This is a genomic window from Streptomyces pinistramenti, assembly GCF_020564935.1.
In the GTDB taxonomy this organism is placed as follows: Bacteria; Actinomycetota; Actinomycetes; order Streptomycetales; family Streptomycetaceae; genus Streptomyces; species Streptomyces pinistramenti.
In genome coordinates this window covers 1-12,589 of sequence record NZ_JAJCXB010000024.1, presented here as the reverse complement: position 1 = coordinate 12,589, position 12,589 = coordinate 1, and the positions used below count along the sequence as shown (strand labels likewise).

Here is a 12,589-nt window from a genome sequence, read left to right as displayed (position 1 = left end):
GTTAAGCGTCAAGTTCCGGGCTGTGTGGGGCGAGCGCCGAATCGGACGGTACGCTGACGCCCCGCGAGCGTGTCGCGACGCCATGAAAACGGGCTCGAAAGCGTCTCCGTATATGCCTCCATATATACGCCACGCCCGCGACAAACCGCCCAACGGATAGGGGGAACCGCCAGGTGAGCACGACCACAGGCACCGGCTTCTGCCGGGTCACAGTCGCCGCGCCGGACGCACGGATCGATGTGGCACTGCCCGAGGACGTCGCACTCGTCGACATCTATCCGGAGATCCTGCGACTCTCCGGTCAGTCCCAGGCGGAGGGCGCCCCGACCGGCTACCACCTCGTGCGCCGCGACGGCACGGTACTCGACGCCGGCCAGTCGCTCGCGCAGCAGCAGATCCTGGACGGCGACCTCCTCCTGCTGAAGCCGTTCGCCGAGTCGCTGCCGCTGCCGGTCTTCGATGACGTGTCCGACGCCGTCGCCTCCGCGGTCAAGCAGAACCGCAACCGCTGGAGCGACGACCTCATGCACTACGTCGGCCTCACCGCCGGCGTGCTGCTGCTCGTCATGATGGCCTTCGCGCTCTGGTTCTCGAACCCGGTCGACCGCGACATGCACCGCCTGCCCGGCATCATCGCCGGCGTCGTCGGCATCGTCCTGGTCGCGGTCGCCGGCGTCCGCGCCCGCGTCTACGACGACCACGGCTCCTCCATCGCGCTGGGCCTCGCCTCGCTGCCGCACCTGCTGCTCGCCGGCTCCGGCATCTTCCCGGTCGAGGCCGGCTCAGGCCCCGGCCGGCTGCACCTCCTCGTCGGCTGCGTGACCGTACTGATCGCCTCGGTCCTGCTGGTCGTGCTGCTGCCGCGCGGTGACGCACCGTTCGTGGCCGCGGCCTTCCTGTCGGCCATCGGCACCCTCGCGGTCTTCGCCGCGATCCTCACCGATGCCGCCCCCATCGAGGTCGCCGCGGTCACCGCCGCCGTCGCCATCGCCCTGGTCGCCTGGCTCCCCGGACTCTCCGCACGCTTCGCCCGGCTGCCCATCGGCTACAAGTCGCCCGACCAGATCGCCAAGGGCTCCTACGAGGGCGACCGCCCCGAGAGCGAGTCGGTCGACTTCGTCAAGATCGGCAACCAGGCCCGCCGCGGCCACGAGCTGCTGCTCGGCCTCGTCGCGGGCTGCTCCGCCCTGGTCGTCGGCTCGGCCGGTGTGGTCCTGGGCTTCTCCGACAACAGCTGGGCCCAGCTGATGGCGCTGGCCGCGGGCATCACGATCATGCTCCGCGCCCGGCTCTTCGACTACACCGCGCAGGTCGCCTGCCTGACCGTCGCCGGCATCCTCACCGTCGTGCTGCTCGTCCTGGGCGTCGCCCTGCACCCGCCGGTCGACGCCCTCGTCGAGCTGGCCCGCTACGGCGACTCAGGGCCGCTCAACATCCGCACCGTCTGGTTCTCCAGCAGCATCGCGGCCGGCGCCGCCCTGCTCGTCGGCGTGGGCCTGATCGTCCCGCGCAAGGGCGTCACCCCCTTCTGGGGCCGCATCTTCGACATCTTCGACGGCCTGGTCCTGCTGTCCCTGGTGCCGCTGTGCCTGGCGGTGCTTGACGTCTACGCCACGGTGCGCGGCCTGACCGGAAACTAGCGCCCCGCACCCCTGCCGACGGCCCCCCGATCACCCGATCGGGGGGCCGTCGCCAGCTGGTACGCTGTGTGACGGTCCTGTTGAGTCACCAAGATTCCCTGTGAAGCAAATCCAGGGGCGCTCACGGGCCGTACACACACCGAGGAGTACCGCGTGTCGCTCGACGCCGCTACGAAGAAGCAGATCATGGCCGAGTTCGCCACCAAGGAAGGTGACACCGGTTCCCCCGAGGTCCAGGTGGCGATGCTTTCCCGCCGCATCTCGGACCTGACCGAGCACCTCAAGACCCACAAGCACGACCACCACTCCCGCCGTGGTCTGCTGCTGCTGGTCGGCCAGCGCCGCCGCCTGCTGCAGTACCTGGCGAAGAAGGACATCACGCGCTTCCGTGCGCTGGTCGAGCGTCTCGGCATCCGCCGCGGCGCGGCGGGCGCCAAGTAAGACGCCGTGAAGGGAGCGGTTCCCACCGGGGGGCCGCTCCCTTTGCCGTATGCACCGGACGCTGACGTCACCGCGAGGTCGACGGAAGCTTTGTAGTCTGGTTTCACAACGCAAAAGCGAACGAGGTGGAGCGCCCCCTGGCCGCCGGTCCTCGGTAGTGGCCCCCGGATGCCCACGGGAAACCGTGCGACAGCATTCCGGGAGCTTCGATCGAAGACCGGCCCGCACCGGCGCTCCGTCGACGAAGGTCCCCTGCCACACGGGCAGCGGACGCTGACGAGGAGATTTTCTTGGTGGAGAACGAGACCCACTACGCCGAAGCCGTCATCGACAACGGCTCCTTCGGCACCCGCACCATCCGCTTCGAGACGGGCCGCCTGGCCAAGCAGGCCGCCGGCTCCGCCGTGGCGTACCTGGACGACGACACCATGGTGCTGTCGGCCACGTCCGCTTCGAAGAAGCCCAAGGACCAGCTCGACTTCTTCCCCCTCACGGTGGACGTCGAGGAGCGGATGTACGCAGCCGGCAAGATCCCCGGCTCCTTCTTCCGCCGTGAAGGCCGGCCCTCCGAGGACGCGATCCTCACCTGCCGCCTGATCGACCGGCCGCTGCGCCCCTCCTTCAAGAAGGGCCTGCGCAACGAGATCCAGATCGTCGAGACGATCATGGCGCTCAACCCCGACCACCTCTACGACGTGGTCGCCATCAACGCCGCCTCCTGCTCCACGCAGCTGGCCGGCCTGCCCTTCTCCGGCCCGATCGGCGGCACCCGTGTCGCGCTGATCAACGGCCAGTGGGTCGCCTTCCCGACCCACACCGAGCTGGAGAACGCGGTCTTCGACATGGTCGTCGCCGGCCGTGTCCTCCCGGACGGCGACGTCGCGATCATGATGGTCGAGGCCGAGGCCACCGAGAAGACCATTCAGCTGGTCAAGGACGGCGCCGAGGCCCCGACCGAAGAGGTCGTCGCCGCCGGTCTGGAAGCCGCCAAGCCCTTCATCAAGGTGCTGTGCAAGGCCCAGTCGGACCTCGCCGCCAAGGCCGCCAAGCCCACCGGTGAGTTCCCGGTCTTCCTCGACTACCAGGACGACGTCCTGGAGGCGCTGACCGCCGCCGTCAAGGGTGAGCTCGCCAAGGCGCTCACCATCGCCGGCAAGCAGGAGCGCGAAGCCGAGCTGGACCGCATCAAGGAGATCGCCGCCGACAAGCTGCTCCCGCAGTTCGAGGGCCGCGAGAAGGAGATCTCCGGTGCCTACCGCGCGCTGACCAAGAAGCTGGTCCGCGAGCGCGTCATCAAGGACAAGGTCCGCATCGACGGCCGTGGCGTCACGGACATCCGTACGCTCGCCGCCGAGGTCGAGGCCATCCCGCGCGTGCACGGCTCGGCGCTGTTCGAGCGTGGCGAGACCCAGATCCTCGGTGTCACCACCCTCAACATGCTCCGCATGGAGCAGCAGCTGGACACCCTTTCCCCGGTGACCCGCAAGCGCTACATGCACAACTACAACTTCCCGCCGTACTCCGTCGGTGAGACCGGCCGCGTGGGCTCGCCCAAGCGCCGCGAGATCGGCCACGGCGCGCTCGCCGAGCGCGCCATCGTGCCGGTGCTGCCGACCCGCGAGGAGTTCCCCTACGCGATCCGCCAGGTCTCCGAGGCGCTGGGCTCCAACGGCTCGACGTCCATGGGCTCGGTCTGCGCCTCCACCATGTCGCTGCTGAACGCCGGTGTGCCCCTCAAGGCCCCGGTCGCCGGCATCGCCATGGGCCTGATCTCCCAGGAGATCGACGGCCAGACCCACTACGTCGCCCTCACCGACATCCTCGGTGCGGAGGACGCCTTCGGCGACATGGACTTCAAGGTCGCCGGCACCAAGCAGTTCGTGACCGCGCTGCAGCTCGACACCAAGCTCGACGGCATCCCCGCCTCGGTCCTGGCCGCCGCGCTGAAGCAGGCCCGTGACGCGCGTCTGCACATCCTGGACGTCATGAACGAGGCCATCGACGTCCCGGACGAGATGTCCCCGAACGCCCCCCGGATCATCACCGTCAAGATCCCGGTGGACAAGATCGGTGAGGTCATCGGCCCCAAGGGCAAGATGATCAACCAGATCCAGGAGGACACCGGCGCCGACATCACGATCGAGGACGACGGCACCATCTACATCGGTGCCGCCGACGGCCCGGCCGCCGAGGCCGCCCGCGCCACGATCAACGGCATCGCCAACCCGACCATGCCGGAGGTCGGCGAGCGCTACCTGGGCACGGTCGTCAAGACCACCACCTTCGGTGCGTTCGTGTCCCTGCTCCCGGGCAAGGACGGCCTGCTGCACATCTCGCAGATCCGCAAGCTGGCCGGCGGCAAGCGCGTGGAGAACGTCGAGGACGTGCTCGGCGTGGGCGCCAAGGTCCAGGTCGAGATCGCCGAGATCGACCAGCGCGGCAAGCTCTCCCTGATCCCCGTGATCGAGGGCGAGGACGGCGACGCCGACACGAAGGACGACGCCGACAAGTGACGTCCCGTACGCACACGACGACGGCCCGCACCTCTTCGGAGGGGCGGGCCGTCGCCCGTACCCAAACCCTCCTCAAGGGCGAGAACGGCGCGGGCACGGTCCGCAGGACGACCCTTCCGGGCGGCCTGCGCGTCGTCACCGAAACCCTGCCCACCGTCCGCTCGGTCAGCTTCGGCATCTGGGCCCACGTCGGCTCCCGCGACGAGACCCCGTCCCTGAACGGCGCCACCCACTACCTGGAACACCTGCTCTTCAAGGGCACCGAGCGGCGCAGCGCGCTGGACATCTCCGCCGCGATCGACGCCGTCGGCGGCGAGATGAACGCCTTCACCGCGAAGGAATACACCTGCTACTACGCGCGGGTCCTCGACGCCGACCTGCCGCTCGCCATCGACGTGGTCTGCGACATGCTCACCGGCTCGCTGATCGAGGCCGATGACGTCGACGCCGAGCGCGGGGTCATCCTCGAAGAGATCGCGATGACCGAGGACGACCCGGGCGACTGCGTGCACGACCTGTTCGCGCACACCATGCTCGGCGACACCCCGCTCGGCCGCCCGGTCCTGGGCACCGTCGACACCGTCAACGCCCTCACCCCGGGCCGCATCCGCCGCTTCTACAAGAAGCACTACGACCCCACGCACCTCGTCGTCACCGCGGCCGGCAACGTCGACCACGCCAAGGTCGTCCGCCTGGTCCGCCGCGCCTTCGAGAAGGCCGGTGCACTCGGCGGCACGGACGCCACCCCGAGCGTCCCCCGCGCAGGGGCCCGCAGCCTGCGGGCCGGCGGCCGCGTCGACCACCTCAACCGCAAGTCCGAGCAGGCCCACGTCATCCTCGGTGTGCCCGGCATGTCCAGGACCGACGACCGGCGCTGGGCGATGGGCGTCCTGAACACCGCCCTGGGCGGCGGGATGAGTTCCCGCCTCTTCCAGGAGGTCCGCGAGAAGCGCGGCCTGGCCTACAGCGTGTACTCGTACACCTCGGGCTTCGCCGACTGCGGTCTCTTCGGCGTCTACGCGGGCTGCCGCCCCAACCAGGTGCAGGACGTCCTCAAGATCTGCCGCGACCAGCTCGACCAGGTGGCGGCCGACGGCCTCACCGACGACGAGATACGGCGCGCCATCGGCCAGCTCCGCGGCTCCACCGTCCTCGGCCTGGAGGACTCCGGCGCCCTGATGCACCGCATCGGCAAGAGCGAGCTGTGCTGGGGCACGCAGCTGTCGGTCGATGACATGCTCGAACGGATAGCCGCGGTCACCCCCGACGACGTGCGGGAGGTGGCCCGCGACGTACTGGGCCGACGTCCCTCGCTGTCCGTCATCGGCCCGCTGAAGGACCGGCAGGCGGACCGGCTGCACGAAGCCGTCGCGTAGACACGTCCCGCCGCACCACACAGAGAGAGCTGACACGATGAGCAAGCTGCGCGTGGCCGTACTCGGCGCCAAGGGCCGCATCGGCTCCGAGGCCGTCCAAGCCGTCGAGGCCGCCGATGACATGGAACTGGTCGCCGCACTCGGCCGCGGGGACGAGCTGGAGACGCTGGTCGACACCGGCGCCCAGGTCGCCGTCGAACTGACCGACCCCGGCGCCGTCATGGGCAACCTCGACTTCTGCGTGCGCCACGGCATCCACGGCGTGGTCGGCACGACCGGCTGGACCGACGAACGCCTCGCGCAGCTGCGCACCTCGCTCGCCGCCTCCCCGGAGACCGGCGTGCTCATCGCGCCGAACTTCTCCATCGGCGCGGTGCTGACCATGACCTTCGCCCGGCAGGCCGCCAGGTTCTTCGAATCGGCCGAGGTCATCGAGCTGCACCACCCCAACAAGGCCGACGCCCCGTCCGGCACGGCGACCCGCACCGCCCAGCTGATCGCCGCGGCCCGCGAGGAAGCCGGCTGCGCCGACCAGCCGGACGCCACCAGCACCGCGCTGGACGGCGCCCGCGGCGCGGACGTCGACGGCATCCCCGTTCACTCCGTACGGCTGCGCGGCCTGCTGGCACACCAGGAGGTGCTGCTCGGCGGCGTGGGGGAGACCCTCACCATCCGCCACGACTCCCTGCACCACAGCAGCTTCATGCCGGGCATCCTGCTCGGTGTGCGGCGCGTGGTGTCCACCCCGGGCCTGACGGTGGGCCTGGAACACTTCCTCGATCTGGGCTGAGCGGCATGGGCGGAAAGATCACCTACTTCTTCCTCGCGACCGTGCTGGTGCTGGTGTTCGGCGTGGTGGCGATGGAGGGTGTCCTGCTCCTGCTGACCGGTGAGCCGGCCGCCATGGGCATGGGCGCGGTGGCCTTCGCGCTGCCGGTCATCGGTGCCTGGTTCCTCTGGCACAACACCCGCTTCGCCCGCAGCGCGCACCGGCTCGCCCGCGAGATGGCGGCCGAGGAGGGCCCGGCAGGCGAGGAGCCGCGGCGCACCCCGGGCGGCCGGATCGACCGGGACGCGGCCGACGCGATCTTCGCCGAGCGGCAGGCCGAGACGGAGGACGCACCGGGCGACTGGCGTGCGTGGTTCCGGCTGGCCGTCGCCTACCACGACGCGCGGGACACCCCGCGGGCCCGCAAGGCCATGCAGCGTGCCATCACGCTGCACGACAGCGCACCGGCGGATGCCTGAATCCACGGCGGCCCACAGGGCCCTGAACGACGGCGCCGGCCGGGGAGAGAATCCCCGGCCGGCGCCGTCGTACCGGAAGCCCTTCAGCGGAAGGGCGTCCTCTAGGAGCGGTACTCCGCGGCCCACGCCTCCAGAACGTCGGCCGCCCGCTCGAAGGCTTCGGGACGGGACAGGAAGTCGCCGTTGCGGTCGGTGATCAGCACCCGCTGCGCGTCACCCGGCCCCCGGTGGAGGATCAGGGCCTGCCCCTGCACCGTCCGCGGCAGCCCCAGCCAGCGCACCGGCTGCTGCACCGTCCGCAGCGACCCGACCGCGCTCCACGGCTCCGTCGTCGTGGCGAACAAGCCGGACTGCCGCAGGCCGGCCGCGCTCACCCACACCCCCACACGCAGCAACCGCAGCGCGACCGCGATCACGAGCAGTGCCACGCCCCCGCAGACCAGGGCGCCGACCGGTGAACCGGCCATCGCGATGATCATCGTGGAGAACAGCACGAACGAGGCGAGCAGCAGAAACACTGCCGCCGCCCCCACGCGCCACGGTCCGGGGCGGTAGGGACGGCGCCAGCGATCGGGCTCGTCATGCGGCAGCGGCGTCGGGTCCGCCGTACGGTCGTCGACATCGAGGTCGCGGTCGGCCGTCAGAAAGGGCAGGGGCACGGCTGATCCTCACTCATGGGCACGCTGATGAAAGCTGTGACCGGTGAGGCTATCGGCAGCGACCGGACGGAACCACTCCGCGGCACGCTACGGGGAGCGCGGTCAGCGGTGCGCGGCCTCGGCGTGCTGCGTGCCGCTGCTGCTCGTGGCGTCCTGCTGGAGTGCGGGAAGGCCGAACAGCAGCGAGCCCGCCAGGCCGCCGACGACGGTCAGGGTGAGCAGGGATCGGTGGGCGAGCTGGGCGAAGGACGCGCGCTCGCGCGGAGGGGGAGTGACATTGCTGCGGAACCGGTCTGCCTCGGCAACGAAGGCGAACGGGACGGGCTCTCGCCGGCGGAACATGAGCGGGCTCTCCTAGGAACCTCGAAGTGGGCACTTTCACAGAGAGAGACGACTGCGGCGTCCGATTGGTGCCCGTTTCCAGTAACTTCTGTGAAAAATATCAACCGGCGTGCCACGCCCCGGCGCCGGGGCCCGTTTTGTGCGGTACGCGGTATCACGATGGATTTCCCGGCTTCCCGGGCTGTCAGTGGCGGGCCGTAGGCTGGGCGCCGCACGAGGATCGAACGGAAGGAACCGCCGGTGTCCCACACCCCCGCCGAGAGCACCAAGAGCCCTGAGAGTCCTGACGGCGCGGCCGCCGGCTTCCGGAGCGAGGTGACGGTAGAGCTGGTCAAGCACAGCGCGGCGGACAGCGACGTGCTGTGGGCGGCCCGCGTCTCCACGGCCGGCGAGCAGTCCCTGGAGGAGCTGCAGAAGGACCCGGAGCGCTCCAAGGGCCTGATCAACTTCCTGATGCGGGACCGGCACGGCAGCCCCTTCGAGCACAACTCCATGACCTTCTTCATCAGCGCCCCGATCTTCGTGTTCCGCGAGTTCATGCGGCACCGCGTCGGCTGGTCGTACAACGAGGAGTCCGGCCGCTACCGTCAGCTGGAGCCGGTCTTCTACGTCCCCGGTGAGTCCCGCAAGCTGGTCCAGCAGGGCCGCCCCGGCAAGTACGAATTCGTCGAGGGCACCGCCGCGCAGCACGAACTCACCGGCCGCGTCATGGAGGACAGCTACCGCCAGGCGTACGCGGCGTACCAGGAGATGCTCGCCGCCGGCGTCGCCCGCGAGGTCGCCCGCGCGGTCCTCCCGGTCGGCCTGTACTCCTCGATGTACGCGACCTGCAACGCCCGTTCCCTGATGCACTTCCTGGGCCTGCGTACGCAGCACGAGCAGGCGGCCGTGCCGTCCTTCCCGCAGCGCGAGATCGAGATGGTCGGCGAGCAGATGGAGGCCCACTGGGCCGCGCTCATGCCGCTCACGTACGGCGCATTCAACGCCAACGGCCGCGTCGCGCCGTAAAGCGCAGGCGGGCGGCGGTGCGCAGCGCCGCGGGGGACGGACGCGTGAGGTGTCCGTATTGCAGCATTTTGCGAAGTTCATCTACGCTGAAGAAACGGACCCGGCACTGCTTGAACCCCCGAGCAGGCAGTGCCGGAGTCCACTTCCTTGCTCCCCGGAGACACATCCTGCGGTGAGCTACGAGTAGCGTGGACCCTATGGCTCCGACTTCCACACCGCAGACCCCCTTCGGGCGGGTACTGACCGCCATGATCACGCCGTTCACGGCGGATGGCGCCCTCGACCTCGACGGCGCGCAGCGGCTCGCCGCCCACCTGGTGGACGCCGGCAACGACGGACTCGTCGTCAACGGCACCACCGGAGAGTCCCCGACCACAGGCGATGCGGAGAAAGCCCAGCTCGTCCGCGCCGTGGTCGATGCGGTCGGAGACCGCGCCTTTGTCGTCGCCGGAGCCGGCACCAACGACACCCGCCACAGCGTCGAGCTGGCCCGCGCGGCCCAGGACGCCGGCGCCCACGGCCTGCTCGCGGTCACGCCGTACTACAGCAAGCCGCCCCAGGAAGGACTCCTGCGGCACTTCACGGCCATCGCCGACGCCACCGAGCTGCCCGTCATGCTCTACGACATCCCCGGCCGCAGCGGCGTCCCGATCAACACCGAGACCATCGTCCGGCTCGCCGAGCACCCGCGGATCGTCGCGAACAAGGACGCCAAGGGCGACCTCGGCCGCGCCAGTTGGGCCATCGCCCGCTCCGGCCTGGCCTGGTACAGCGGCGACGACATGCTCAACCTCCCGCTGCTGTCGGTCGGCGCCGTCGGCTTCGTCTCGGTCGTCGGCCACGTCGTCACTCCCGAGCTGCGCGCCCTGCTGGACGCCCATCTCGCAGGCGACGTCAGCAAGGCCACCGAGATCCACCAGAAGCTGCTGCCGGTCTTCACCGGCATGTTCCGTACGCAGGGCGTCATCACCACCAAGGCGGCACTCGGCCTCCAGGGCCTGCCCGCGGGCCCGCTGCGCCTGCCGCTGGTGGACCTGGCCCCTGAAGAGACCGAGCAGCTCACGCGGGATCTCGCCGCCGGCGGGGTACAGCTTTAAGCACAGACTTCACAACTGAACACGGCCAAACAACCGCCACACAGCAAGTGCACGAATGTCATGCGCGCCACGTGCCTCGACGGCAGCGTGGCGCGCGTGGTGAGGAGAGTCTTTTGAGTCATCCGCATCCCGAGCTCGGCGCTCCGCCGAAGCTCCCCAAGGGCGGCCTGCGCGTCACCCCCCTCGGCGGCCTGGGTGAAATCGGCCGCAACATGACGGTCTTCGAGTACGGCGGCCGGCTGCTGATCGTCGACTGCGGAGTGCTCTTCCCGGAGGAGGAGCAGCCCGGAATCGACCTGATCCTGCCGGACTTCACGTCCATCAGGGACCGGCTCGACGACATCGACGGCATCGTGCTCACGCACGGCCACGAAGACCACATCGGCGGCGTCCCCTATCTCCTGCGCGAGAAGCCGGACATCCCGCTCATCGGCTCCAAGCTGACCCTCGCCCTGATCGAGGCCAAGCTCCAGGAGCACCGGATCCGTCCTTACACCCTTGAGGTGAAGGAAGGCCACACCGAGCGGATCGGCGCGTTCGACTGCGAGTTCGTAGCGGTCAACCACTCCATCCCGGACGCGCTGGCCGTCGCCATCCGCACCCCCGCGGGCATGGTGGTGCACACCGGCGACTTCAAGATGGACCAGCTGCCCCTGGACCGCCGGCTGACCGACCTGCCGGCCTTCGCGCGGCTCGGCGAGGAAGGCATCGACCTTCTCCTCACCGACTCGACCAACGCCGAGGTCCCCGGCTTCGTACCGCCCGAGCGGGACATCTCCAACGTCCTGCGCACGGTCTTCGCGAACGCCCAGAAGCGCATCATCGTGGCCAGCTTCGCCAGCCACGTGCACCGCATCCAGCAGATCCTCGACGCGGCACACGAGTACGGCCGCCGCGTCGCGTTCGTCGGCCGCTCGATGGTCCGCAACATGGGTATCGCCCGTGAACTGGGCTACCTCAAGGTGCCCGCCGGCCTGGTCGTCGACGTCAAGACCCTCGACGACCTGCCCGACGACGAGGTCGTGCTGGTCTGCACGGGATCCCAGGGCGAGCCGATGGCGGCCCTCTCCCGGATGGCGAACCGTGATCACCAGATCCGGATCGTCCCGGGCGACACGGTCATCCTGGCCTCGTCCCTCATCCCCGGCAACGAGAACGCGGTCTACCGCGTAATCAACGGCCTGACCCGCTGGGGCGCGGACGTCGTCCACAAGGGCAATGCCAAGGTCCACGTCTCGGGCCACGCCTCGGCCGGCGAGCTGCTGTACTTCTACAACATCTGCAAGCCGAAGAACCTCATGCCGGTGCACGGTGAATGGCGCCATTTGCGGGCCAACGCCGAACTGGGCGCGCTGACCGGCGTACCGAAGGACCGGATCGTGATCGCCGAGGACGGCGTCGTGGTCGACCTGGTCAAGGGCGTCGCCAAGATCGTGGGCAAGGTCCAGGCGGGATACGTCTACGTCGACGGCCTTTCGGTCGGCGACGTCACCGAGACCCACCTCAAGGACCGCCGCATCCTGGGCGACGAAGGCATCATCTCGGTCTTCGTGGTCGTGGACAGCACCACCGGCAAGATCGTCGGCGGCCCGCATCTGCAGGCCCGCGGTTCCGGCATCGACGACTCGGCCTTCTCGGCCGTGATCCCGAAGATCGACGAGGCCCTGGCCAAGTCGGCCCAGGACGGCGTCGTCGAGCCCCACCAGCTCCAGCAGCTGATCCGCCGCTCGGTCGGCAAGTGGGTGTCGGACAACTACCGTCGGCGCCCGATGATCCTTCCCGTGGTCGTCGAGGTCTGACGCGCGGAGCCTTCCGCACATACGCACCTGGAGCGGGGCACCCGGATTTGCATCCGGGTGCCCCGCTCCAGTAGGTTTACATCTCCGCCTGAACGGGAAGCACCGCACGCTTGCGCGTACGGAGACGCTTCATCAGGAGGCGGAATTCCGGCCCAGAGAAATCTGATAAAGTCGGGTCAGCCGAAAGGCAAAACCCCTTCCGACGGGGAATCGGAAATGAATTCGGACCGGAAACGGCGAGAATCGGATCTGATAGAGTCGGAAAGGCCGGAAAGCGAAAGCCGGAAGGCCAACCCCGCTCCAACGGGGGCCGGAGACGGAAACGGATCTGGTAAGGTTGGAAACGCGAAAAGGCCGAGAGGCCGGATCGCACCGGCGAAAATCGGGACCGCGAGGATCTGATAGAGTCGGAAACGCAAGACCGAAGGGAAGCGCCCGGAGAGCCTGGTGAAACAGGCGCAAAGGA

Annotated in this window: 11 protein-coding genes; 9 read left to right on the top strand and 2 right to left on the bottom strand. The window is 69.3% G+C overall.

What is annotated here, in order from left to right; translation table 11 throughout:
* Window positions 1–173 precede the first annotated feature (173 nt).
* The 6 genes from eccD (at window position 174) to LIU39_RS18230 (ending at window position 7,218) form a co-directional block, all read left to right on the top strand.
* Window positions 174–1,640, top strand: a complete 1,467-nt coding sequence (eccD, locus tag LIU39_RS18255) for a type VII secretion integral membrane protein EccD (protein WP_227047818.1) — start codon at window positions 174–176, stop codon at window positions 1,638–1,640.
* A 153-nt stretch (window positions 1,641–1,793) separates the two neighbouring features.
* On the top strand, window positions 1,794–2,081 hold the full coding sequence (gene rpsO / locus LIU39_RS18250; protein WP_006602744.1) for a 30S ribosomal protein S15: 288 nt from the start codon (window positions 1,794–1,796) through the stop codon (window positions 2,079–2,081).
* Window positions 2,082–2,374: 293 nt separating this feature from the next.
* Complete coding sequence (locus LIU39_RS18245; protein ID WP_227047883.1) at window positions 2,375–4,594, top strand: polyribonucleotide nucleotidyltransferase; 2,220 nt, start codon at window positions 2,375–2,377, stop codon at window positions 4,592–4,594.
* Window positions 4,591–5,970, top strand: a complete 1,380-nt coding sequence (locus LIU39_RS18240; RefSeq protein ID WP_227047817.1) for a M16 family metallopeptidase — start codon at window positions 4,591–4,593, stop codon at window positions 5,968–5,970. The genes LIU39_RS18245 and LIU39_RS18240 overlap by 4 nt, the downstream gene beginning before the upstream one ends.
* Window positions 5,971–6,007: 37 nt before the next feature.
* Window positions 6,008–6,760 carry a 4-hydroxy-tetrahydrodipicolinate reductase gene (gene dapB / locus LIU39_RS18235; protein ID WP_227047816.1) on the top strand — a complete coding sequence of 251 codons (753 nt, stop codon included), beginning with the start codon at window positions 6,008–6,010 and terminating at the stop codon, window positions 6,758–6,760.
* Window positions 6,761–6,765: 5 nt separating this feature from the next.
* Window positions 6,766–7,218: a hypothetical protein gene (locus LIU39_RS18230; RefSeq protein ID WP_227047815.1), complete on the top strand. Its 453-nt coding sequence runs from the start codon at window positions 6,766–6,768 to the stop codon at window positions 7,216–7,218.
* Window positions 7,219–7,319: 101 nt separating this feature from the next.
* Here the strand turns inward: LIU39_RS18230 and LIU39_RS18225 are convergent, their stop codons facing one another.
* Window positions 7,320–7,877, bottom strand: coding sequence for an SCO5741 family PH domain-containing membrane protein (locus LIU39_RS18225; protein ID WP_227047814.1), 558 nt, complete (start codon window positions 7,875–7,877; stop codon window positions 7,320–7,322).
* Between the two features lie 102 nt (window positions 7,878–7,979).
* A complete protein-coding gene (locus LIU39_RS18220) occupies window positions 7,980–8,219 on the bottom strand; it encodes a hypothetical protein (RefSeq protein ID WP_227047813.1) in 240 nt (79 codons plus the stop codon).
* Window positions 8,220–8,459: 240 nt separating this feature from the next.
* Here LIU39_RS18220 and thyX point away from each other — a divergent pair, with 240 nt between their 5' ends.
* The 3 genes from thyX to LIU39_RS18205 all read left to right on the top strand — a co-directional run bounded on the left by thyX (window position 8,460) and on the right by LIU39_RS18205 (window position 12,123).
* Window positions 8,460–9,227 carry an FAD-dependent thymidylate synthase gene (gene thyX / locus LIU39_RS18215; protein ID WP_372463954.1) on the top strand — a complete coding sequence of 256 codons (768 nt, stop codon included), beginning with the start codon at window positions 8,460–8,462 and terminating at the stop codon, window positions 9,225–9,227.
* Window positions 9,228–9,424: 197 nt separating this feature from the next.
* On the top strand, window positions 9,425–10,324 hold the full coding sequence (gene dapA, locus LIU39_RS18210; RefSeq protein ID WP_227047812.1) for a 4-hydroxy-tetrahydrodipicolinate synthase: 900 nt from the start codon (window positions 9,425–9,427) through the stop codon (window positions 10,322–10,324).
* 113 nt (window positions 10,325–10,437) lie between these two features.
* Window positions 10,438–12,123: a ribonuclease J gene (locus LIU39_RS18205; RefSeq protein WP_227047811.1), complete on the top strand. Its 1,686-nt coding sequence runs from the start codon at window positions 10,438–10,440 to the stop codon at window positions 12,121–12,123.
* Window positions 12,124–12,589: the final 466 nt, after the last annotated feature.